Annotated in this window: 21 protein-coding genes; 10 read left to right on the forward strand and 11 right to left on the reverse strand. The window is 70.1% G+C overall.

Annotation, left to right across the window (positions count from 1 at the left end):
- Positions 1–11: 11 nt before the first annotated feature.
- A complete protein-coding gene (locus tag ACZ7OI_RS30725) occupies positions 12–1,604 on the reverse strand; it encodes a PucR family transcriptional regulator (RefSeq protein WP_470267597.1) in 1,593 nt (530 codons plus the stop codon).
- 117 nt (positions 1,605–1,721) lie between these two features.
- Here ACZ7OI_RS30725 and pruA point away from each other — a divergent pair, with 117 nt between their 5' ends.
- Positions 1,722–3,350 (forward strand): L-glutamate gamma-semialdehyde dehydrogenase, encoded by a 1,629-nt coding sequence (gene pruA, locus ACZ7OI_RS30730; protein ID WP_470267598.1) that lies wholly within the window; start codon positions 1,722–1,724, stop codon positions 3,348–3,350.
- A 15-nt stretch (positions 3,351–3,365) separates the two neighbouring features.
- Positions 3,366–4,295: a proline dehydrogenase family protein gene (locus tag ACZ7OI_RS30735; RefSeq protein ID WP_470267599.1), complete on the forward strand. Its 930-nt coding sequence runs from the start codon at positions 3,366–3,368 to the stop codon at positions 4,293–4,295.
- Between the two features lie 80 nt (positions 4,296–4,375).
- Here the strand turns inward: ACZ7OI_RS30735 and trxA are convergent, their stop codons facing one another.
- The gene (gene trxA / locus ACZ7OI_RS30740) at positions 4,376–4,747 is read right to left on the reverse strand and encodes a thioredoxin (RefSeq protein ID WP_116205014.1); all 372 of its coding nucleotides are present in this window, start codon (positions 4,745–4,747) and stop codon (positions 4,376–4,378) included.
- A gap of 87 nt (positions 4,748–4,834) precedes the next feature.
- On the opposite strand from trxA, the gene ACZ7OI_RS30745 reads away from it, so the two are divergent.
- Entirely contained in the window at positions 4,835–5,074 is a 240-nt protein-coding gene (locus ACZ7OI_RS30745; protein ID WP_470267600.1) for a DUF2630 family protein, read from the forward strand.
- Positions 5,075–5,147: 73 nt separating this feature from the next.
- Positions 5,148–5,735, forward strand: a complete 588-nt coding sequence (locus ACZ7OI_RS30750) for a TetR/AcrR family transcriptional regulator (RefSeq protein ID WP_470267601.1) — start codon at positions 5,148–5,150, stop codon at positions 5,733–5,735.
- A gap of 344 nt (positions 5,736–6,079) precedes the next feature.
- Here ACZ7OI_RS30750 and ACZ7OI_RS30755 read toward each other — a convergent pair whose 3' ends face one another.
- From ACZ7OI_RS30755 to ACZ7OI_RS30785, 7 genes are all read right to left on the reverse strand, one after another.
- Positions 6,080–7,648: an alpha/beta hydrolase gene (locus ACZ7OI_RS30755; RefSeq protein WP_470267602.1), complete on the reverse strand. Its 1,569-nt coding sequence runs from the start codon at positions 7,646–7,648 to the stop codon at positions 6,080–6,082.
- Positions 7,649–7,765: 117 nt separating this feature from the next.
- The gene (locus ACZ7OI_RS30760; protein WP_470267603.1) at positions 7,766–8,839 is read right to left on the reverse strand and encodes an ATP-dependent DNA ligase; all 1,074 of its coding nucleotides are present in this window, start codon (positions 8,837–8,839) and stop codon (positions 7,766–7,768) included.
- 26 nt (positions 8,840–8,865) lie between these two features.
- Positions 8,866–9,465 carry an Asp23/Gls24 family envelope stress response protein gene (locus tag ACZ7OI_RS30765; protein ID WP_470267604.1) on the reverse strand — a complete coding sequence of 200 codons (600 nt, stop codon included), beginning with the start codon at positions 9,463–9,465 and terminating at the stop codon, positions 8,866–8,868.
- Positions 9,465–10,001, reverse strand: a complete 537-nt coding sequence (locus ACZ7OI_RS30770) for a DUF6286 domain-containing protein (protein ID WP_470267605.1) — start codon at positions 9,999–10,001, stop codon at positions 9,465–9,467. The genes ACZ7OI_RS30765 and ACZ7OI_RS30770 overlap by 1 nt, the downstream gene beginning before the upstream one ends.
- Positions 9,998–10,384: an Asp23/Gls24 family envelope stress response protein gene (locus ACZ7OI_RS30775; protein ID WP_344267437.1), complete on the reverse strand. Its 387-nt coding sequence runs from the start codon at positions 10,382–10,384 to the stop codon at positions 9,998–10,000. Before ACZ7OI_RS30775 ends, ACZ7OI_RS30770 begins: the two co-directional genes overlap by 4 nt.
- Positions 10,381–10,557 (reverse strand): hypothetical protein, encoded by a 177-nt coding sequence (locus ACZ7OI_RS30780; RefSeq protein ID WP_009075692.1) that lies wholly within the window; start codon positions 10,555–10,557, stop codon positions 10,381–10,383. The genes ACZ7OI_RS30775 and ACZ7OI_RS30780 overlap by 4 nt, the downstream gene beginning before the upstream one ends.
- Positions 10,558–10,954: 397 nt before the next feature.
- Positions 10,955–11,410: an Asp23/Gls24 family envelope stress response protein gene (locus ACZ7OI_RS30785; protein WP_470267606.1), complete on the reverse strand. Its 456-nt coding sequence runs from the start codon at positions 11,408–11,410 to the stop codon at positions 10,955–10,957.
- A gap of 1,063 nt (positions 11,411–12,473) precedes the next feature.
- Here ACZ7OI_RS30785 and zapE point away from each other — a divergent pair.
- Complete coding sequence (gene zapE / locus ACZ7OI_RS30790; protein ID WP_470267607.1) at positions 12,474–13,517, forward strand: cell division protein ZapE; 1,044 nt, start codon at positions 12,474–12,476, stop codon at positions 13,515–13,517.
- Here the strand turns inward: zapE and ACZ7OI_RS30795 are convergent.
- Positions 13,459–14,040, reverse strand: a complete 582-nt coding sequence (locus ACZ7OI_RS30795; protein WP_470267608.1) for a phosphatase PAP2 family protein — start codon at positions 14,038–14,040, stop codon at positions 13,459–13,461. The genes zapE and ACZ7OI_RS30795 overlap by 59 nt on opposite strands.
- A 77-nt stretch (positions 14,041–14,117) precedes the next feature.
- On the opposite strand from ACZ7OI_RS30795, the gene ACZ7OI_RS30800 reads away from it, so the two are divergent.
- The 3 genes from ACZ7OI_RS30800 to ACZ7OI_RS30810 all read left to right on the forward strand — a co-directional run bounded on the left by ACZ7OI_RS30800 (position 14,118) and on the right by ACZ7OI_RS30810 (position 17,182).
- A complete protein-coding gene (locus ACZ7OI_RS30800; protein WP_470267609.1) occupies positions 14,118–15,251 on the forward strand; it encodes a serine hydrolase domain-containing protein in 1,134 nt (377 codons plus the stop codon).
- Between the two features lie 35 nt (positions 15,252–15,286).
- A complete protein-coding gene (locus tag ACZ7OI_RS30805; protein ID WP_470267610.1) occupies positions 15,287–15,637 on the forward strand; it encodes a hypothetical protein in 351 nt (116 codons plus the stop codon).
- A 66-nt stretch (positions 15,638–15,703) separates the two neighbouring features.
- Positions 15,704–17,182, forward strand: a complete 1,479-nt coding sequence (locus tag ACZ7OI_RS30810; RefSeq protein ID WP_470267611.1) for a hypothetical protein — start codon at positions 15,704–15,706, stop codon at positions 17,180–17,182.
- 36 nt (positions 17,183–17,218) lie between these two features.
- Here the strand turns inward: ACZ7OI_RS30810 and rocD are convergent, their stop codons facing one another.
- The gene (gene rocD / locus ACZ7OI_RS30815; RefSeq protein ID WP_470267612.1) at positions 17,219–18,457 is read right to left on the reverse strand and encodes an ornithine--oxo-acid transaminase; all 1,239 of its coding nucleotides are present in this window, start codon (positions 18,455–18,457) and stop codon (positions 17,219–17,221) included.
- A 184-nt stretch (positions 18,458–18,641) separates the two neighbouring features.
- On the opposite strand from rocD, the gene ACZ7OI_RS30820 reads away from it, so the two are divergent.
- Both ACZ7OI_RS30820 and ACZ7OI_RS30825 read left to right on the forward strand, forming a co-directional pair.
- On the forward strand, positions 18,642–19,496 hold the full coding sequence (locus ACZ7OI_RS30820; protein WP_470267613.1) for a PPK2 family polyphosphate kinase: 855 nt from the start codon (positions 18,642–18,644) through the stop codon (positions 19,494–19,496).
- Between the two features lie 21 nt (positions 19,497–19,517).
- Positions 19,518–21,611, forward strand: coding sequence for a S9 family peptidase (locus ACZ7OI_RS30825; protein ID WP_470267614.1), 2,094 nt, complete (start codon positions 19,518–19,520; stop codon positions 21,609–21,611).
- Positions 21,612–21,770: the final 159 nt, after the last annotated feature.

A 21,770-nucleotide genomic window follows, 5' to 3' on the forward strand; every position in this document is an offset into this window, starting at 1 on the left:
GGCATCCGGTTTTACAGTCGCAGCAACAACTCGGTGAGCAGCCGTTGCGCCGGATCGGTCAGGTCGATCCCGGACACCTCCGACGCCCGCCGCACCCGGTAGCGCACGGTGTTCGGGTGGATGTTCAGCGATCGTGCGGCTGTGCGGACGTCGCCGAAAGCGTTCAGGTACGCCAGCACCGCGGGCACCAGAATGTCGCCGTGGTCGGCGTCGTGGGCGCGCAGTTCCGCGAGCCGGGGATCGCGCAGCCGGGGCTGATCTCCCAAGTAGGACAACACTTCCGACAACAACACGTCGGCCCGGACGTCGGCCAGCGACGCGACGTCGGACGGCCAATGACCGCGCGTCATCGCCATCAGCACCCGGTCGGCATCGCCTCGCGATAACGCTGCGTCGGACAGCCTCGGGACGATCCCGCCGAGCGCGGCGCGGACCGGTGCGTCGAGGTGTTTCCGTGCCGCACCAACGATTTCCTTCGCCAAAGCCAGCACTGGGGCATCCGAGTGCTCCGGCAGATCCGGGAGCAACGCGTACACCCGACCGCCGAGCACGCTCACGAGCGCGGTCCGCCGATAGGCCGCCGTGTGCACGGCGATCAGGTGCACCAGTTCCGCCCGGCGCAGCAACCGGTCCGAAGCGGCGCTCGACTGCTGTCGAGAGAGAGTGAACGCCAATACCTGCGCTGGACGCGCCGGATCGGCACCAATGTCGTCCGCGACCGATTCGGCGTCAACGCGTCCTTCCAGCAGTCCGGCCAGCAAATCCTCGCGCAGCCGTAGTTGCGGATCGGGAAGGGTTCGCGCGCGGATCAGTTGCGGGGCAAGCGTTCGGCTCGCGCCGAGCAGCGCGACCTCGGCTTGCTCGGTCAGCGGCTGCGCGCCTTCCTGCACCCAGATCGTGCCGAGCGGCTGCGATCCCGCGTGGATTCCGGCGGCGATGCGGCGGCGAATCCCCAACTCCGGACGCTCGTCGACGCGCACGATTCCTTCGCCAGCCCGCAACCTCTGGTAGACGCCCCATTCGCGAAGGATCGCGAGGTATCGTTCCGGCCCTTCGCGACCCAGAATCGACAACCGCCGCAACTCGTCGACCTCGTCTCCGGCTCGCGAGTACGCCAGCACACGGCTCGCGGTGTCCTCGATGCTGACCAGGCCGCCGGTGAGCGTCGCGACCGTCTGGGCCAGCGCGAACAGGTCGCCGAGCACCTCGCCGGTTTCCGCCTCACCGCCCGCTCGGGCCGCGTCGACCACCCCGCGCGCCAGCGCCTCGACCTGCTCCCACCGCGCTTCCGCTCCGACCGTCAGCAGCGCGACGCCAGCGTCCGCCGCGACGTCCGTGCCGCCTTCGCCCTTCACCGCCACCGCGGCTGCTCCCGCGCGTCCTGCCGCCCGGATTGCTGCAGCCGCTGACCGGCCTCGCGCGCCGATCACCAGGACCAGGTCGCCGGGATGCGTTTCGGGCGGGTCCTCGGGGTCGAGGATCACCACGTCCTGTACCGGAACGCCCAGTCCGCGCGGCGCGACGAGCACTCGCACGAGGGGTTCGCCGAGGGTCGCGAGCACGTGCCGCAGCGAGGCGCCGGCGAACGGTTCGGCGGTCGTCATCGCGTAGGCCGATCGGACAAAACCATATGGGCGATTCTAGCCGGTTGAACAACCCCCTGGACGCCGCGCAGCGTTATCTTTCGGGCAACCGACGAGTAAGCCAACGAGGGAGCCGCCGTGGACGCCGTGACCCAGACCCCCGCCCCGAAGAACGAGCCGGTGCTGACGTACGCGCCGGGCAGCGCCGAGCGCGCCGAGCTGGAGGGTGCGCTGAAGAAACTGGGTCAGGCCGGTCCCGTCGACCTGACGGTCACCGTCGGCGGCGAGCAGCGCGCGGGCGGCGGCGAGAAGATCGACGTCGTCCAGCCGCACAACCACGGCCACGTCCTCGGCACCATCCAGAGCGCCACGAAGCAGGACGCGAGCGACGCGATCGCCGCAGCCGCGAAGGCCGCTCCGGAGTGGCGCGCGCTGTCCTACGACGACCGTGCGGCCATCCTGCTGCGCGCCGCCGACCTGCTGACCGGCCCGTGGCGCGCGACGCTGAACGCGGCCACCATGCTCGGCCAGTCGAAGACCGCTACGCAGGCTGAGATCGACTCCGCGTGCGAGCTCGCCGACTTCTGGCGCTTCAACGTCGAGTTCGGCCGCAGCATCCTCGACCAGCAGCCGGTCAGCTCGCCGGGCGTGTGGAACCGGATGGAGCACCGTCCGCTCGAGGGCTTCGTGTACGCGATCACGCCCTTCAACTTCACCGCCATCGCCGGCAACCTGCCCACCGCGCCCGCGCTGATGGGCAACACCGTGCTGTGGAAGCCGTCGCCGACGCAGAGCTTCGCCGCGCACCTGACCATGCGGCTGCTCGAAGAGGCCGGCATGCCGCCGGGCGTGATCAACCTGCTGCCGGGCGACGGCAAGGCTGTCTCCGAGGTCGCACTGACGCACCGCGACCTGGCGGGCATCCACTTCACCGGCTCTACCGCGACCTTCCAGCACCTGTGGGGCACTGTCGGCGCGAACATCGCCGGCTACCGCAGCTACCCGCGTCTCGTCGGCGAGACCGGCGGCAAGGACTTCGTGCTCGCGCACCCGTCGGCCGACATCGACGTGCTTCGCACTGCGCTTGTCCGCGGCGCCTTCGAGTACCAGGGTCAGAAGTGCTCCGCCGCTTCGCGTGCGTACGTGCCGCGAAGCCTCTGGGAGCAGCTGAAGGACGGCCTTGCTTCCGAGACCGCCGCGCTCAGTTACGGCGACGTCACCGACCTGTCGCACTTCGGCGGTGCCGTGATCGACCGTCGCGCCTTCGACAAGCACGCTTCGCTCTTCGAGCGCGTTAAGAACGACAGCGAGGTCGAGATCCTCGTCGGGGGCACGGCGGACGACAGCGTCGGCTACTTCGTGCAGCCGACCGTCCTCGTGTCGACGAACCCGAAGCACGAGATCTTCAGCACTGAGTACTTCGGGCCGATCCTGTCGGTCTACGTGTACGAGGATGCTGAGTTCGACTCCGTGCTGAGGCTGGTCGACGAGACCGCTTCGTACGCCCTCACCGGTGCCGTGATCGCCAATGACCGCACGGCTGTCGCGAAGGCGTCTCAGGCGCTGCGGTTCGCCGCGGGCAACTTCTACGTCAACGACAAGCCGACCGGTGCTGTCGTCGGTCAGCAGCCGTTCGGCGGGGCGCGCGCCTCGGGCACGAACGACAAGGCCGGCTCGGTCTTCAACCTGCTCCGCTGGACGAGCCCGCGCTCGATCAAGGAGACGTTCGTGCCGCCGACCTCCGTGCGCTACCCGCACCAGGGCTGAGAAGGAGAGACCGCCATGCTGCGTGCCCCGTTGCTCGCCGCCGCTCGTTCGCGGCGGATGCGTGCGCTGATCGAAGCGGTACCGGTGACCCGGTCCGTAGTGCGCCGGTTCGTGTCCGGCTCGGCTACCGCCGACGCCGTGCGCGCCGCACGGGAACTGGCCGCCGACGGCCGGAAGATCACCATCGACCACCTCGGCGAAGACACCACTGACGCCTCACAGGCCACCGCCACCGTGCAGGCGTACGAGGAGTTGCTGACGGCACTGTCCGAACAGGGCCTCGCCAAGGGCGCGGACGTCTCGGTGAAGCTGTCCGCTGTCGGGCAGTTCCTGCCGGGCGACGGCGAAGGCGTCGCGCTCGAGAACGCGCGGAAGATCTGCGCGGCGGCCGACGCGGTCGGTGCGACGGTGACGCTCGACATGGAGGACCACACCACCACGGACTCGACGCTCGGCATTCTCCGCGAGCTGCGCGCCGAGTACCCGTGGGTCGGCGCGGTGCTGCAGGCCTACCTGCACCGCACCGAGCAGGACTGTCGCGACCTGTCCGGTCCCGGGTCGCGCGTGCGGCTGTGCAAGGGCGCTTACGCCGAGCCGGAATCGGTGGCATTCCAGGACAAGTCCGAAGTGGACAAGTCCTATGTGCGCTGCCTGCGCGTGCTGATGGCGGGCAAGGGCTACCCGATGGTGGCTTCGCACGACCCGCGGATGATCGCGATCGCGGGCAAGCTCGCGGCCGACGCCGGACGCACGACCGGCGACCACGAGTACCAGATGCTGTACGGCATCCGGCCGGAGGAGCAGAAGCGGCTCGCCGGCGAAGGCGAGACTGTGCGCGTGTACGTGCCCTGCGGCGACGAGTGGTACGGCTACTTCATGCGACGGCTGGCCGAGCGGCCGGCGAACCTCGCGTTCTTCCTGCGCGGGCTCGTCACCCGGTCCTGAACCACCGCGAAGGCCCGGCACACCCTGGTGGGTGCCGGGCCTTCGCGTTTCCCCGGGTTGTGCGCCTGCGGTGGCTGGGCTCAGGCCTGCTCGGCTTCTTGCGCGGCGGCGGCCTTGCGCACCTCGTCCATGTCGACCTCGCGGGCCTGGCGGATGAGGTCCTCCAGCGCGGCTTCCGGAAGGGCGCCGGGCTGGGAGTAGATGAGGGTCTTGTCGCGGATCACGGCGAGCGTCGGGATCGAGCGGATGTTGAACGCCGCGGCGAGCTGCTGTTCGGCTTCGGTGTCCACCTTCGTGAAGGCGATGTCGCCGTGCTTTTCCGACGCCTTCTCGAACACCGGTGCGAACTGGCGGCACGGGCCGCACCAGCTTGCCCAGAAGTCGATCAGCACGAACTCGTTGTCGGTCACGGTCTGGTCGAAGTTGTCCGCGGTCAGTTCCACTGTGCTCATGCGCGGTTCAACGAACGAGCCGGGTGGGGAATTCCCCGGGGCGGGGTAGCGTCCTGGTGGGTGTCCGACGCTGTCTTGGAGGTAGATGTGGCTGACGGGATCTTGGGGCGGATCGACGAGCTGATCGCGGAGGAGAAGCAGCTGCGCGACCGGGCGATCGGGGTCGGGCTGTCCTCGGACGACCGCGAGCGGTTGCGCCGGGCCGAGGAAGAGCTGGACCAGTGCTGGGATCTGCTGCGGCAGCGGCGGGCGCGGGTCGAGTTCGACGACGACCCGGACGAGGCTTCGGTGCGGTCGGTGGGCGAGGTCGAGGGGTACCGGCAGTAGCTCTCCGCTCGATTAAAAGCTAACTGTTAGCTTTTGGTAATCGGCCAGGTTTTGTGGCTGATAGCATCCGCGGATGACTGAGCCGTCCGGGCGGCGCGAGCGCAAGAAGGCTGCGACCCGCCAGAAGATCGCCGACACCGCGCTTCGGCTGTTCCTCGAACGCGGGTACGACGAGGTGGGCATCCGGGACATCGCCGCCGAGGCCGACGTCGCGGTGACCACGGTCTTCTCGCACTTCGCCTCGAAGGAAGCGCTGGTCTTCGAGCAGGACTCGAACTTCGAGGAAAGCCTTCGCGGGGCGGTCTCCGGGCGGATGCCGGAGGAGTCGTTGATCCCGGCGTTGCGGGGCGAGATCCAGGCGTTGGTGCGGCATTGCACGGCGGACAGCGTCGCGCCGGTCTGGCGGATGATCGACGGGTCGCCCGCGCTGCGCGAGTACGAGGAATCGATGCGGCTGCGGCACGCGGAGTCGCTCGCTGACGCGATGGTGGCCGATCCCGGGCTGGGACGGACTCTGACGGCGTGCCGCGCGATCGCCCGGTTCGTAGTCGACGCCTATTCGGTGGCTCGCGAGGCGGCTGATCCGGAAGCCGCGGTGGACGAGGTTTTCCGGATGATCGAGGCGGCTTGGGCGGCGGCCAGTCCCGCCGTGTCCCATTAGGACGGTCTGGAGATCCTGACTGGCCCTGCTTAGTTCCCGGCTGCGAGTGGCGGAATTTGGTGCGCTGCCGAGGTTTTCGGCACTCGCGGTGAGGTCTTTCGTCTCGTGTGGGTGAGGTGATCCGGCCGGGCTGAGTGATGCACTCTCGAACAAGCGTTCGAGATACTGGTGAGGTGTTCGAAACGACTTCGGCGGGGCAGCCCCGGTCCCGCCACCTCAGACCACAGCGGGGCGAACGATTCGGCCGGGTGCTGCGCGTCGGATGGCGGCGATGTCTCGGTCGGCTGGCATCGCTCGGCAGCTGCGTCGCCGCGGAAACCGCGAGGCGCAGGAATGGTCGATTCCTAGGCGGGGCAGAGAGTGCCGTTGTCCGGGATCTTGCCGTCGATCAGGAAGGACTGCGCGGCGGAGGTGACGCAGGGAGACTGGCCGACCGCGCCGTGCGCGACGCCTTGCCACGTGACGGTCACGGCGCTGGGCATCTGATCCGCGGCCCTGGTGGTGCCGATCTGCGGCGTCACCGGGTCGGTGGCGGTGGCGGCCACCAGGATGGGCGGGGCGCCGGGCGCGCCGGCGGGAGGCAGCGCCTCGCGGCGGACCGGCCAAGCGCCGCACCAGGCGAGTTCCTGAGCGACCGCCGCGCCGAACTGCGGGTATTTCGCGCGCATTCCCGCCGCGACGCGGTCGAGCTGATCGGCGGGCAGCCGGGTGGTCGAGTCGTTGCAGCGGGTCGCGATGGTGCCGCCGATGCGCGACGTGCGTCCGCGGACGTCCGCGACGATCGGATTCGCGAAGCCGGCCAGCGCGGTGATGTCGCCGTTCTTCGCGGCGTTCAGCGCGTCGGCGAGGGCGGGCCAGTTCGAACGGTCGGCGAGTCCTTGGAACACCGCGTAGGTCGCCACGCCCGGGCTCATCGTCACGCCGTCGTCAGTGTCCACAGGGGACGTACGGAGTCGGTCGGTCACCGTCTTCAGCGCGGCTTTCGCATCGCCCATCGGGCAGTTGCGGGCGGCGCAGTCGGCGGAGAAGGCGTCGAACGTCGCCTGGGCTCCAGCGGCCACCGCGTCGAGCACGGCCGCCCGGTCCGCGCCCGGGTCCGGGATGCCGTCCAGCACCATGCGGCCCACCTGCGCCGGATAACGCACGGCGTACTCCGAAAGCACCTTCGAACCGTCGCCGCGGCCGAGCGCGTTCAGCCGGTCCAGGCCCAGCTGTTTGCGCAGCTGGTCGAGGTCTCCGGCGGTGCGCCAGCTGTCCAGCGCGGTCTGCGCGGTGTCGAGGTCGAGCGCGCACTGCTGACCGGCCCGGCGAGCCGCGTCGAGCACCTCGCCGAGGCCGCCGTCGGCCGGGTCCGCGCCCAGCAGGTCGGAACGCACCTCCAGCGGCACGCACTGCACTCCGCCGGACAGCCCGGTGCCGCGCCGGTCCACGCCGATCAGCGAGAACTTCTTGAGGAACTCCGGCGGCAGTTTCGCCGCCAGGCGCGCGGCGAACAGCGACCCCGGCTCGCCGCCGATGTCGTTGACCACCACGAGCGGGATCGGACCGTCGCCCGCCTTGAGCACGAGGATGCGGGCGAGCAGATGCTGCGAGTCGTCTGGCGCGTCGAGCGGGGAAGTCAGGCGCGCGCAGCTGACGTGCAGCGAATCGGGCAGCGCCGGAGCGGCCGTCCGCTGACGGGTGTCCGCGTCGCAGTTGGCCCACCGGAGACTGGACTTCTTGGGCTCGGCCAGCGGCGGCAGCGGCACCGCGGCAGCGCTCGGGGGCGGCGCGGTGGCGGCGCGCCCGTCGTTGTCGATCACCGCAGGCCGCACGGAGGGCCCGCTGGTGCAGCCGGCCAGCAGGAGCACTCCCAGCGTCGCCGCCACCAGCCGGGCGCGCGAACGGAAACGGCTGGCGGAAGGGCGGTGCACGGGCTGGTCCTCACGTCTGCTCGGCGGAACTCTCGGACGAGCTTGGCACGCCTGGTGTGGGAAGCCAGTGAGCGGGTCCTGCGGCGTGTCCGGCTCGCGCTGGTCCGGGCGGCCCGGTCAGCGGGTCCGTACGACCTCGCCCCGGAACACCGCCGACAGGTCGTAGCGCGCCGGCTCGTCCAACTGCGCGTAGCCGCACGACGACGGCTCGCGGTCCGGCCGCCAGCGCGCGAACTGGGCGGTGTGCCGGAAGCGCGACGGATAGCCGCCCTCCGTGTGCTCGTACGAAACCTCCACCACGCGCTCCAGCCGCAACGGCACCCACGGCTGCTCCTTCGACCGCCAGCGCGTGATGCCGCCCGGGATCCGCTGGCCCTCGCGGACCGCGTCGCCCAGCCACGGGTGTCCTTCGCCGTCAGTGATCAGCGGGGCCAGCTCCTGCGCCAGCTCGCGGCGACGCGCGACCGGGAACGAACCGACCACGCCGACGTGGTGCAGCAGCCCGTTCTCGTCGTACAGCCCCAGCAGGAACGAGCCGACCGCCTCGCCCGGTTCGCCGTCCACGTGCCAGCGCAGGCCCGCCAGCACGCAGTCCGCGGTGCGGGAATGCTTGTACTTGAACAAAACCCGCTTGCCCGGCGAGTACGGCTCGTCCAGAGGCTTGCCGATCACGCCATCCAGCCCGGCTCCCTCGAACAATTCGAACCAGCGCCGCGCGGTCTCCGGGTCGGTCGTCGCCGGCGTCAGCGCGATGCCCGGCAGCGATTCGAGCCTTTCGCGGCGCGCCGACGTCGGCTCGTCCACAAACGACTCATCGCCCAGCGCGAGCACATCGAAAGCCACGAACTGCGCGGGAGACTGTTCGGAGAGCAGCTGCACGCGGCTCTCCGCCGGGTGGATGCGCTCGGTCAGCGCGTCGAAATCGAGCTTGCCGTCGCGGGCCACCACCAGTTCGCCGTCGAGCACGACCCGCTCCGGCAAGGATTCCCGCAGGGCGGCGAGAACCTCCGGGAAGTACCGGTTCAGCGGCTTCTCAGCGCGCGACTGCAGGGTGATCTCGTCGCCGTCGCGGAAAACCAGGCAGCGGAACCCGTCCCACTTCGGCTCGAACAGCAGGCCGCCGGAATCGGGGATCGCTTTCGCCGGCTTCGCCAGCATGGGCTTGATCGGTGCCTGCACGGGGAGGGCCATGCGGGCATTCTGGGCGAAACGCGGGATCAGCGCACGCGTGCCGAGCCGGTCGTGTCGAGTTCGAGCCGCACCGCGGTCGGCAGCGTCTCGACGCCGAGCGACTCCCTGGCCCGGGTCAGCACGTACGCGTCGAGGTCTTCCCACACCCGCCGGACTTCCGTGCCCTCCGCCAGCCAGACCGTGATCCGCAACGCCGGTTCGGCCACCGTGCCCACCGATCGGACGCGAGCCCGGGTGACCCCGTCAACGCTCTCCACGTCCGTTTGCACGGCCCCGGCCAGCGCCCCGGCCGTGACGGTCAGCTCCGAGCCGATCGTCTCGTCGAGCTTCAGGTCCGGACGGCGTTCCGGGCGCAGCGAACGGAAAAACCACCACAACCCGAACACCAGCAGCACCACCCCGAGCACGACTGCACCGATCCGCGCGTACAGCGCGTGGTCGCCGAGCCAGCCGACCGCGATCGGGTCGAGCACTGGCCGGTGCCCGCGGAACTGCCCTAGCCACCCCATGCCGACCACCAGCGCACCGGCACCAGCCAGCAGTCCGAGCACGCCGACCAAAGAGGTCAGCGTGCGCTCGGCACCGTGCGAACGACCTTGCGCGCGACGCGCCGCGGAAGCACTCATCACCGGTCCTTCGGAGAGTCGACGACCAAAGACACCTTCGGGCGGCGTTGCAGCGGGAGATCGTCCAGCACCCCGGAGACGGTCTCCAACAGTCGCGGCCGCAGCTGCTCCTCGTTTTCCAGACGGCTCGTCGCCCGCACGCGCACCCTGCGGGAGCTTGCCGTCACAGACGCGCCGCGCACGTTGTCCTCCGCGCGCACCGCCAGCCCGACCAACCGCGCGAGCGCCCGCGGCGAGGTGCTCACGGTGATGCCGTCGGCGGGATCGGTCATCCGCACCGCGCGGTCGCCCGCACCGAGCGCCAGCAAGAGGAGCACCAGCCCGGCGAGCACCGCGATCCCGGCGGCGATCCGCACAGGCGTGCTGCTCCAGTCCAGGTCGGCGATTTCGGTTTTCCACCGCGGCCACGGCACGAGAAGCGGCGCCTTGCCCGGCTGCCACCAAGCCCACCCCACCTCGAGCGCCAGCAGCGCGCCTCCGGCTGCGACGGCCAAACCGAGCAAAGTGGACAGAAGGCGGACGAGGACGCGCATCATCGCACCCTCGGCGGCACGTCCGGCAGCAGCGCGGTGACCGTCACCGCGACCGAACGCACGTGATAGGAGGTGATGCGTTCGACCTCTTCGACGACCTTGGCGCGCACCTGCCCGGTCACTTCCCGCACCGGCGCCGGATAGCGCAGTGCGAGATCGAGGGACAGTTCGACGTCGTTGTCCGATCCGCCGACCTTCGCGGACGCACCGGAAGTCCCGGTGCTGACCCCCGCGACGCGGCGCTCGGTGAACATCGTCCCGGGCACCTGGTCGGCGGCGTGCTGCGCGACCTTGCGCACGACGGCCTGGGCGATGGTCAGCGAACCGCGCTCGGCGGGCTCCGGAAGGTCGCTGCGGGACGGCCCTGCCTCGACCGCCCGGGTCACTTGTCTCGGCCCTTCCCGAACAGGTCGCCGAGGTCGAGTTCGCCGTCGAGGACCCGGCCGACCACGAGCCCGATGATGCCGACCGCGAAGGTCACCAGAAAGGCGGTGAACCCCTGAGTGGCGGCCAGGCCGAGAATCAGTCCGGCGAGGATCCCGGTCTGCGTTGCGTTCAACGTGCGCCCTCCTGGGATTGCGTGCTGCGGTGCGTTGGGTTGCTGCGTGATCTGACGTGCTGCGGTGTTGAGGTTCGCAACTGGTGCGGCGTGCTGCTAGTGGGTCGGCGAGTGCGTTCGGGTCCCGTGCGGCTGCGGTTCACGCGGTGCTTCGGGCTTCCCGGAGCTGCCGCTGGGCCTTTCCTCGGAACCCGCGCCGCCCGGCCTGACCGGCTGACGTCGGTGCCCTGCGGTCCGAGGCGTTCCAGCTGAAGCGCCGCAGCGCCGGTGCTCAGCAGACGCGACGCGGTACGCCCTGCCCGCCGCTCTGAGTTGGCGTGCCTGGCCCTCTGGGACCGACGCGCTGTCGAGGTCGCGGGACAACCAGCCTCCGGCCGAGGCATCGGCGATCACCCGGTCATTCGACCCTGGTCGATTCGGGTTCGTCCTCCTCGCCGGGCAGGTGGATGTCGTTGACCGAGATGTTGACCTCGATCACCTCGAGCGCGGTGATCTGCTCGACCGCGGTGATGACGTTGCGCCGCACGTCGCGGGCGACCTCCGCGATCCGCGCGCCGTATTCGACGACGACGTCGAGGTCGATCGCGGCCTGCTTCTCGCCGACCTCGACGGAGACGCCCGCGGTGGAGGTCGCGCCCGAACCCGGGATCCGGTCCCGGAGAGCCCCGATCGCCCGCGAGACCCCGCCGCCGAGCGCGTGCACGCCGGCGACCTCGCGCGTCGACAGCGCCGCGATCTTCTGCACGACCAGCGACGAAATCGTCGTGCGCCCAGCGGTGTCCGTCTGCTCGACCGACGTGAGCGCGGCAGACGGAACAGCAGTGGGGACATCGGGCCGGTTCGGGGTCGGCATGGTTCCTCGCTCCCTGTATGCGGACATGGCGCGTCCAGTGTCACCGCGAGCGGCCCGCGGCGCCGGAGACGTGCTCGCCCAAAAGACCTCCCGACCGGGCGAAAACTCACGCGGCATCCCTCGAACGGGTGAGTCGGCAGATGGCCAACGACGCGACAGCCGAGCCGCCGGGGCCGCGACGGTCGGCCCGCGCCTGGCTCGCCTGCTCACCGCAGGGCCACCCGCGCCCTTCGACGCAGACGTGGCGGACCAGGGGCGGTGCGTGATGCAGGCGGGGCGGACTGGAAGCGGCGCCTGGTGCAGGCGGGGCGGACTGGAGGCGGCGCGTGGTGCGGATGGAGCGGACCGGAGACGGTGCCTGGTGCAGACGGGACGGCATAGACATGACCTGTCGTTCAGCAGCGGGCTCGCTGACGGCGGTTCGACGACGCGCACCGCTGGCAGTCCGTGCCGCAAAGTGTCGGACTCGACCGGCGGCAGCGGCCCCGAGTCACCATGCGCTGGCTGCCTGGTGCCAATGACGCTGGTCCGCATGCCGATCATCGGCCTCGCTCGACCCAGTTGCGCGGGCCGGTGATGCAGTTCGGCGCGGTGCCGGGCCAGCCACTTCGCCGCTGGTGCCGGGCCAACACCGAAGTCTCGCCCCTGCCCCGCAACACTGGGCCAGCGAGGTAGTGCCGGACCGACCGCGAACGTGCGACCGCCGAGATACTGCCGGACCGGCCGCGGAACGCGCGACCGCCGAGGTAGTGCCTGACTGACCTCGGAACGCGCGACCGCCGAGATACTGCCGGACCGAGCGCGGAACCCGCGACCGCCGAGGTGACACCGGGACCAACTGCGGACCGCACGATCCCCGAGGCACCTCCAGGCCAATGCCGTCCCCTCGCCTAGACGACGCAGCGCAAGACCAGCGCCGCAGCCCGGTGACAGTCGCCACACGCGCCCCGCCTCGCCCGTCCCGTCCCCGGACAAAAGCAGGCCCCGACCGGGGGATTTGCCGCGTCTGCCGACGCTGAGGCGAGCCGAACCCGCCGGTGCGGGCCGGATAGGCTCTTCGACCATGCCCGCAGCTGCGCTGACCGACCGGTTTCCCGAGCTTGGGGCCGACGAGCTGATCGCGTCCCTCGTGCCGCCGCCGCGGTTTGGCGAGGCTCGGTTTTCCACTTACCTCCCCAACCCGGACGAGCCCAGCCAGGCGGCCGCGGTCGAGGCGTGTTCTGCGTTCGCTTCGCGGATCGGCGCGGCCAAGGCCAAGAAGTCGCGGTTGCGGTCGCTGTTCGGCGGCGGGGCGGCGATTCCGGACGGGCCGATGGGGCTTTACCTCGACGGCGGGTTCGGCGTCGGCAAGACCCACCTGCTCGCGTCGACCTGGCACGAGACTCCGGGGCCCAAGGCGTACGGGACGTTCGTCGAGCTGACCCACCTCGTCGGCGCGCTGGGGTTCGCCAACGCGGTCGCGCGGCTGTCCGAGCATCGGCTGCTGGCGATCGACGAGTTCGAGCTCGACGATCCCGGCGACACCACGTTGGTCAGCCGGTTGCTGCAGGAGCTCACCGACGCGGGCGTCTACATCGCGGCGACTTCCAACACGCTGCCGGACAAGCTCGGCGAGGGGCGGTTCGCGGCGGAGGACTTCCTGCGCGAGATCCAGGCGTTGTCGCGGCGGTTCGGCGTCGTGCGGGTCGACGGGCCGGACTACCGGCACCGCGGGCTGCCGGATGCGCCGCCGCCGGTCGGCGACGACGAGATCGACGCCTCCGCGACCGCGCACGAAGGGTCCACTGTGGACGAATTCGGTGCGTTGACGAAGCATCTCGAGCGGCTGCATCCCTCGCGGTACGGGAAGCTGCTCGACGGCGTGCGGCGCGTGCACCTCAAACACGTGACGCCGGTGCCGGACCAGATGGTCGGGCTCCGGCTGGTCGCGCTGGCGGACCGGCTGTACGACCGGGCGATCCCGGTGGTCGTGTCCGGCGTGCCGCTGCCCGAGCTGTTCGGCGAGGAGATGCTGAACGGCGGCTACCGCAAGAAGTACCTGCGCGCGATCAGCCGGTTGACGGCTCTGGCGCGCGACGCGGTGACAGCACCGCCCGCAGCGCGGTGACCACAGCGGGGGCGAAGCAGACGCCGCCGGCGATGTCCGTGAGGTAGTGGTAGCCGAGGCCGATCATGCCGACGGCCGCGCAAGCGACCAGCACCGCGCCCACTGCGACAGCGATCGCTTTGAACCGGACCAGCAGCACCACGACGGTGAGCACGGCTACCAGGCTCACGGTGTGGCCGCTCGGGTAGACGAGCGTGCCGCCTTTCCAGCGGTCGAAGACGGGTTTCAGGGCCCAGCTGTTGAGGGCGATGGCGACGAAAGGGCCTGCTACGGCTAGCAATGCGTCGCGCCGGTTGCGCTGATAGAGGCAGATTCCGGCGATGACGGCGACGGCGGGGATGAGCACGTACGGCTCGGTGGGCAGCACCAGTGTGTTGAGCAGGCCGGGGCTCAGCGTGGAGGCGGACCTGTCGGCCCATTGGTCCACAGTGCCGGGTGCGTAGGGCGCGACGAGCAGTCCCAGCACAAGGGTGGCGAGTGCGCAGAGCGCGGAGAAGAGGGCGAGAGTCCGCCTGGCGGTCACGGAGCGAAGCCTAGTCACATTCACGGCGGCGCGCGGGTCCTCCTTTCGACAACTGACGATCGGAGGGACGAGAACCAATGGGGGACATCGAAATCCACGGGACTGTCGCGGGCGGCTTCGAGACGGTCCGCGACGAGTTCGCCACGGCGGCCGAGGCGACCGCGGGCGTGCAGTTGGCGGTCCGCGTGCGTGGGCGGCTGGTGGTCGATCTTTGGGCTGGTGACGTCACGGGCGAGACGTTGACCGGCGTGTACTCCTCGACCAAGGGCGCGACGGCGCTGGTGGTAGCACTGCTCGTGCAGGACGGCGTTCTTGACCTGGACGCGCCGGTCGCGCACCACTGGCCGGAGTTCGCCGCCGCGGGCAAGGGCGGGATCACGGTGCGGGACGTGCTGAGCCACCGTTCCGGCGTGATCGGGGCGGACGGCGGGCTGTCCGCCGAGGAACTCGCGGACGATCAGGTGATCGCCCGAAGGCTGGCCGGGCAGCGGCCGTTCTGGCGGCCGGGATCTGCTTACGGCTACAGCGGATTCGCCGGGTTCTCCGTCGTCGCGGAGGTGGTCCGGCGGAGCACCGGGCGGTCGGTGCAGGAGCACTTCGAGGAGAGGGTGCGCGAGCCGTACGGTCTCGATCTGTACCTAGGACTTCCCGAACAGGAAGAACACCGGTACCGCGAGGTGCTGGCGGGGGAGGCGAGCGCGGAGGAACTGGCGGCGTTCCAGGCGTACGTTCCGGGGCCGCACAGTCTGGGCGGCATCGGCTACGGGCTCGACTCGACGCCGCCTCTCGATCAGGTGGCGTTCGTCAACACGCGGCGGGTGCGGGCGCTCGGCCAGGTTTCCGCTGGTGGCGTCGGCAGCGCACGCGGGCTGGCTGGACTGTATGCCGCCGCGGTGTCCGGTTTGGACGGACGGCCGCCGCTGCTGCGACCTGGCACGCTCGGCGAGTTCGCCATGCTCCATTCGACCGGTCGCGACCTGGTGACCGGCGACGCGGGCCAGTACGCGCTCGGGTTTCAGGCGAAGGGGCTGCAGTATCCGTTCCTCAGCGCGAATGCGTTCGGGCACAACGGATCCGCCGGTTCCGAGTCCTTCGTGGACCCACTCAGCGGCCTCGCTTTCGGGTACACGCGGCGGCAGTTCTCCGCCACCTGGTCCTATCCGGAACACGATCGGCTGGCCGGGGCAGTCCACGCGGCGGTCAGCCGGTGAAAGCCGGGTAACCGCCGTGATGCGATGCTTGTCCCATGTCGCTGTTCTCGCGCCGTCCGGCTGAAACCCCGTCCGGCCCGTTCCGCTTCCGGATCTCCGAGATCTACCAGATCCCGACGCGCGGAGTCGTGGTCACCGGCACGGTCACCGACGGCACCGTCCAGGTCGGCGCGAACGCGGTGGTGCAGCTGCCCGGCGGCGCCCGCGAGGTCGTGGTGACGAGGATCGAGACGGCGCGCCGCAAGCGGCAGTCCGCGGAAGCCGGTGCCGAGGCCGGGCTTTACCTTTCTGGCCTCAGCACCGGCGACATTCCGACCGTGCCGGGCGGTGACGGACAGCAGCAGGACAACACGGCGCTGAGCGGCGTCGAGGTGACGTCGGCCTGAATGGGACGCTGTAGGTGAGCACCCCCGTCTGGTGGCTTCGCGCGGAGTGCAGTAAACACACCAATTGTGCTCAATTCACCAGAACCGCGGCGGTCTCCGGCGATCCGGTTGATCCGGTTCCTGCGGCTGGTGTACGCGCTGCCGCTCGGGCTCGCGATCGCCGGCATCGTCGGCGGCTTCGTCCTCGACTACGGCTGGTACATCGCGGCCGGGTCAGTCGGCCTCGGTCTCACCATCATGGTGCTGATGCTCGGCAGCACCGCCCGCTCGCTGCGTGGGACCGCCTCCCCGCAGGGCATGCGGTTCGTCCAGCAGGACGGCGACCGCGCGCTCGCCAAGATCGAGCGCCTGAGCACGACCGGGACGCAGATCAACGACGCGTACGTCACCGAGCTGAAGCTGGTCGTCGCGCCGTCGAAGGAGACCGCGTATCGGGCGACCGCCCGGGAGCTGATCCATCCGCTCCGCTCCGCCGCGTATCAGCCGGGCACGGTCGTCGTGGTCAAGCACAGTTCGCGGTATCCCGGCGTGGTCGTGGTGGACACCGATCCGCCGCGAGAATGGACTGAGCGGCCGTGGAAGGTCGGCGTCATCGGCGAGGATCGAACGCCGGAACCTGAAGCGCGGCAAGGGAAAGTTTCCGGGCGGCTGGCGATGACAGCAGTGAGCACGCTGGTTATCGCGGCGGCGTTGCTGGTGCCGATTCGCGACGACGTCCTCGGCCAGCTTCTCTCGCCGCCGGATCTGTTCACCGCGGACGATTTGCGTGCCGGCGTGGCGAAACTGTCCGCCGAGAGCGAGCGTTTCGAAGACCTGACAGTGGAATCGGGCCAGTTGCGCGCGACAATTCCCGGTGCGTACCTCAGCTATCGCGGCGGGACCGTCAAGCGCGACTCGACCACCGCCAGTCCCCGAGAGAAGCAATTCGCCGCGAGCGAGGTCAATTTCGCCGCGATACCCGGCCTCGTCGCGCGGTTCGGTGAAGACCCCGCGGACACGCGCGTGCGCATCAGCCGCGAGGACGTCGGGATCACGATGACCGTCCGGTCGGACAAGGACAGCAACCGCGAGCTGGTCGCGGACGCGAAGGGCGTCCCGGCGCTCACGACGGATGCGTTCACCGAGCAAGGCTTCCGGGAGGTGGCCGCGCTGCTGATCAAGCTGAGCGGCCGTCAGGAAGCGTACGAAGCGATCATCCGCACCGACCACGTCGAGTTCCAGGTACCAGGCCCTGGGCGGGGTACTTCGGACGACTACGAATGGCATCGCGGGCGTCTCGTCGAACACCGGCCCTCGCCGATCCAGCCGGATCCGGGCGCGCCGCTGTTCACGTTGTCGGAGCTGTCGCCGAAGGCGTTGCCCGCGATCCTCGCGAAGGTGAACGAGCGCATGCCCGGCTTCCCGCGCGACAAGGTTTCGGTTGCGCTGCGGGAGAGCGACGGCGCGTGGAGCCTGAGCACGTCCGTCCAGGACGACTACGGCCGCGGCATCGACGTGACCGCCTCGCCGGACGGGTCGACGGTCGCGGTGATGCCCACCCGGTGACCGCCGCCCGGAAAAACGGCGGTCACCGAGCAGGGGTCAGCCGCGCACGACCTGGGCGATCGCGTCGACGCCGCGGTCCAGTTCGGCCTCGGTGATCACCAGCGGAGGCGCGACGCGCAGCGTGCGGTCGTGCGTTTCCTTGCACAGCACGCCCAACCCGGCCAGCGCCTCGGACGCCGCCCGCCCGGTCGGCCCGCCCGGCGCGATGTCGACGCCCGCCCACAGCCCGCGTCCGCGCACCTCCGAGACGCCGTCGCCGACCAGTTTCGCCAGCCGCTCGTGCAGATGCGCACCGAGTTCGGTGGAGCGCTTCTGATACTCGCCGGTCTGCAGCATCCGCACGACAGCGCGGCCGACGGCACACGCGAGCGGGTTGCCGCCGAAGGTCGAGCCGTGTTCGCCCGGCTTCAGCACGCCCAGCACGGCACGGCTGCCGACCACTGCGGACACCGGGACGATGCCGCCGCCGAGGGCCTTGCCCAGCGTGTACAGGTCCGCGCGGACGCCTTCGTGCTCCAGCGCCAGCACGGTGCCGGTGCGTGCGAGACCGGACTGGATCTCGTCGGCGATCATCAGCACGTTGTTCTCGTCGCACAGCCGTCGCACTGCGGCGAAGAACCCCTCAGGCGGCACGACGACGCCCGCCTCGCCCTGAATCGGCTCCATCAGCACGGCTGCGGTGCGCGGCGTGATAGCCGCCTTCAACGCTTCAGCGTCGCCGTACGGCACCTGGACGAAGCCCGGCGTGAAGGGCCCGTAGTCGGCGCGCGCGGTTTCGTCGTCGGAGAACGAGACGATGGTGGTGGTGCGGCCGTGGAAGTTCGATGCCGCGACCACGATCTCCGCCGTGCCCGCCGGAACGCCCTTGACCTGGTACGCCCACTTGCGCGCGACCTTCACCGCGGACTCCACGGCCTCGGCCCCGGAGTTCATCGGCAGCACCATTTCGGTGCCGGTCAGCTCGGCCAGCTCGCGGCAGAACAGGCCGAGCTGGTCGTGGTGGAACGCGCGGGAGGTCAGCGTGACGCGGTGCAGCTGCTCGGTCGCGGCGGCGACCAGCTCGGGATTGCGGTGGCCGAAGTTGAGCGCGGAGTAGCCGGACAGGAAGTCCAGATAGGACTTGCCCGCCACGTCGGTCACCGAAGCGCCCTCGGCTTCGGCGATCACGACCGGCAGCGGATGGTAGTTGTGCGTGCTCCATTGTTCGTCGAGCGCGATGAAGCCGTCGGAGGAGGTGGGACGCGCGGTGCCGGCAGGCTGGACGGACGCTGTCATGCGTTCAGGCTAGAGGCCGTTCGCGGGGAGTTCAGCCGGGAAACGTTGCTTTCCCTCGTCGTTCGTTGCGCAATCGGGGGGTCTGCCCGGCGATTTGCTGCGCGGCTCGCTCGACCGGATGACACCCGCCCGCACCGGCGGAGAAGTCCCCGGGATCGGCGGGCGGTGCGGTTATCGTCCCGAGATGGCGAAGAAGCAGCAGAACGGAAACCGGGTCCGCGACGCGCTCCGGGCGGGCGACGAACTGCCGGACCCGGCTTCGTCGCCCGTGGGGCCGGAAAAGAAGGCGAAGGGCGGCAAGAAACTCGAGTCCGCCGGGGAACAGCTCGCCGGATTGCAGGAAGCGCTGTACGCGGAGGGCATCGGCGGCGGCGCGCGCAGCGTGCTTTTGGTGTTGCAGGGCATGGACACGTCCGGCAAGGGCGGCACTGTCGGCCACGTGCTCGGCCTGGTGAACCCGATGGGCGTGCAGTACGCCGGGTTCAAGAAGCCGACGGCCGCCGAGCGCAAGCACGATTTCCTGTGGCGCATCCGCAAGAAGCTCCCGACGCCGGGTCACCTCGGCGTGTTCGACCGCTCGCACTACGAGGACATCCTGGTGCCGCGAGTCCTCGGACAGCTCCCCGCCGCCGAGCGACGGCAGCGCTACACGCAGATCAACGCGTTCGAGAAGGAGCTGACCGACAGCGGCACTGCCATCGTGAAGGTGTTCCTGCACATCTCGCCGGAGGAACAGCTCAACCGGCTCACCGCGCGGCTGGACCGGCCGGAGAAGCGATGGAAGTTCGACCCGTCGGACATCGAAGCTCGCCGCCAGTGGCCCGCGTATCAGAAGGCGTACGCCGACGTGCTGAAGCGCACGTCGACCGAGCACGCTCCGTGGTACGTGGTGCCCGCCGACCGCAAGTGGTACCGGAACTGGGCGGTCGCCGAGCTGCTGGTCGAGACGCTGGCCGAGATGGACCCGAAGTTCCCGGAGCCTGCCTACGACGTCGACGAGCAGCGGGCCGCGCTGCAGGGTGTTGGCGCGCCCGGCTGATGATCTGAAAGAGTGCTGGTCGTGACCGATTTCGCACTCGACGACGTTCCGTTCCTCCGCCAGCAGGCCCGCACCCAGCGGTTCACTCTCGGCGCGCCCAAGCAGTTCCGGGTCGCCCCCGACGGTTCGCGGGTGCTGTTCCTGCGCAGCGCCACCGGCACTGATCCGCGGCACAGCCTGTGGTCCTTCGACCTCGCGAGCGGCGAGGAGACGAAGCTGATCGACGCCGCCGAGCTGGTGTCCGGCGACGAGGACCTGCCGCCGGAGGAGCGGGCGCGCCGCGAACGGGCCAGGGAGATCGGCGGCGGCGTGGTGGCCTTCGGCGTCGACGACGCGTTCACCGTCGTCACCTTCACGCTGTCGGGGAAGCTCTACACGCTCGATCTCGCGAGCGGCGAGACGCGCATCCTGGTCGACAAGTCCGTGATCGACCCGCGGCCGAATCCGACCGGCACGCACGTCGCGTACGTGCGCGAGCGCCGGCTGCACGTGATCGAGCTGGCGACCGGCGAGGACCGCGTGCTCGTCGGCGAGGACGACGAGGACGTCGCCTGGGGCCTCGCGGAGTTCATCGCGGGCGAGGAGATGGACCGCACGCGCGGCTACTGGTGGGCGCCGGACGGGCGCAGCGTGATCGTGGAGCGCGCGGATCGCGGGCCGGTGCCGCGCTGGACGATCGGCGACCCGGCGAACCCGCAGCAGCCGGCGAACGTGGTGGCGTATCCGTCGGCAGGCTCGCCGAACGCCGAGGTGTCGCTGGCCGTGCTGGGCCTCGACGGCAGCCGCGTCGATGTGGCACAAGGCGACTGGGAGTACCTGGTCACCGTGCATTGGTCGGCGGGCGGACAGCCGCTGCTGGCCGTGCAGCCGCGAGACCAGAAGAAGCTCACCGTGCTCGCGCTGGACCCGGCCGACGGCTCGGTCGCCGAGGTGCACACCGAAACCGACGAGCACTGGGTCGAGATCTTCCAGGGCGTGCCCGCGTGGACCGCGGACGGCAAGCTGGTGGTGGAAAGCTCGGCTGACGGCGATCACCGTCTCGTGGTGGACGGCAAGCCGGTCACGCCGCCGGGGATGCAGCTGCGGATGGTGCTGCACGTCGGCGAGGAAATCCTCTTCACCGCTTCGGAGAACGACCCGACGCAGATCCACCTGTACCGCACCGAAGGCGACACGGTGAGCCGACTGTCCACAACGGACGGTGTGCACGTCGGTTCGGGCAGCGCGGCGCTCACTGTGCTTTCCTCGTGGAGCCTCGACCACAGCGGACCGAAGGTGACCGTGCTGCGGGACGGCATCGAAGTCGGTTCGATCGAATCGTCCACTGTGGACCCCGAGATCGTGCCGAACCTGACCTGGCTCACCCTCGGCGAACGCCAGCTGCGCGGGGCCCTGGTGCTGCCGCGCGGATATGAGCCCGACGAGGGCAAGCTGCCGGTGCTGCTCGACCCGTACGGCGGCCCGCACGCGCAGCGGGTTCTCCAGAGCCGCAACGCTTTCCTGACGCCGCAGTGGCTGGCCGACCAGGGTTTCGCCGTGCTGGTCGTGGACGGTCGCGGGTCGCCCGGCCGCGGACCGGCGTGGGAGAAGGAAATCGCCGGCAAGCTCGCCGACGTCACGCTGGCCGACCAGGTCGACGCCCTGCACGCGGCCGCCGAGGCACACCCCGAGCTGGACCTGGAGCGGGTCGCGATCCGCGGCTGGTCCTACGGCGGCTACCTTTCCGCGCTCGCGGTGCTGCGGCGGCCGGACGTGTTCCACGCGGCGGTCGCGGGCGCGCCGGTCACCGACTGGTCGCTGTATGACACCCACTACACCGAGCGCTACCTCGGAAAGCCGGACGACGAACCGGAAAGCTACGAGCACAACTCGCTCATCGCGAGTGCCGGTTCGCTCGAGCGAGCACTGCTGATCGTGCACGGTCTGGCCGACGACAATGTCTTCCCGGCGCACGCGCTCCGGCTCTCCTCCGCGCTGCTGGCGAAGGGGCGCGCGCACGGTTTTCTGCCGCTTGCGGGCGCGACGCACATGACGCCGCAGGCGGAGGAGGTCGCGGAGAACCTCATGCGGACGCAGGTTGAGTGGATTCATGGGGAGCTGGCTGCTCTTGGGTAGGAGGGCTGAAGTCCCGCTGTGTTTGGTGGTGCGGCAGAGCTGTGTTTGATGGCGCCGGCTTCGCCGTCGCGGGCGGGATCGCCTTTAAGTCGGCGTGGTGGGGGGGAACGGGGCCGGGCCGGGGGGAGTGTACACTTCTTCTCCCCACCCCACCAAAAT

The organism is Amycolatopsis sp. NPDC114503, from assembly GCF_055633655.1.

Coding starts and splice junctions, on each gene's coding strand:
- ACZ7OI_RS30785 (WP_470267606.1), bottom strand. CDS start 11,410: ATGCCGACCCCGAACCGGCCCGATGTCCCCACTGCTGTTCCGTCTGCC.
- ACZ7OI_RS30750 (WP_470267601.1), top strand. CDS start 5,148: ATGACTGAGCCGTCCGGGCGGCGCGAGCGCAAGAAGGCTGCGACCCGC.
- ACZ7OI_RS30820 (WP_470267613.1), top strand. CDS start 18,642: ATGGCGAAGAAGCAGCAGAACGGAAACCGGGTCCGCGACGCGCTCCGG.
- rocD (WP_470267612.1), bottom strand. CDS start 18,457: ATGACAGCGTCCGTCCAGCCTGCCGGCACCGCGCGTCCCACCTCCTCC.
- ACZ7OI_RS30735 (WP_470267599.1), top strand. CDS start 3,366: ATGCTGCGTGCCCCGTTGCTCGCCGCCGCTCGTTCGCGGCGGATGCGT.
- ACZ7OI_RS30765 (WP_470267604.1), bottom strand. CDS start 9,465: ATGAGTGCTTCCGCGGCGCGTCGCGCGCAAGGTCGTTCGCACGGTGCC.
- ACZ7OI_RS30800 (WP_470267609.1), top strand. CDS start 14,118: ATGGGGGACATCGAAATCCACGGGACTGTCGCGGGCGGCTTCGAGACG.
- trxA (WP_116205014.1), bottom strand. CDS start 4,747: ATGAGCACAGTGGAACTGACCGCGGACAACTTCGACCAGACCGTGACC.
- ACZ7OI_RS30760 (WP_470267603.1), bottom strand. CDS start 8,839: ATGGCCCTCCCCGTGCAGGCACCGATCAAGCCCATGCTGGCGAAGCCG.
- ACZ7OI_RS30725 (WP_470267597.1), bottom strand. CDS start 1,604: ATGACGACCGCCGAACCGTTCGCCGGCGCCTCGCTGCGGCACGTGCTC.
- zapE (WP_470267607.1), top strand. CDS start 12,474: ATGCCCGCAGCTGCGCTGACCGACCGGTTTCCCGAGCTTGGGGCCGAC.
- ACZ7OI_RS30770 (WP_470267605.1), bottom strand. CDS start 10,001: ATGATGCGCGTCCTCGTCCGCCTTCTGTCCACTTTGCTCGGTTTGGCC.
- ACZ7OI_RS30805 (WP_470267610.1), top strand. CDS start 15,287: ATGTCGCTGTTCTCGCGCCGTCCGGCTGAAACCCCGTCCGGCCCGTTC.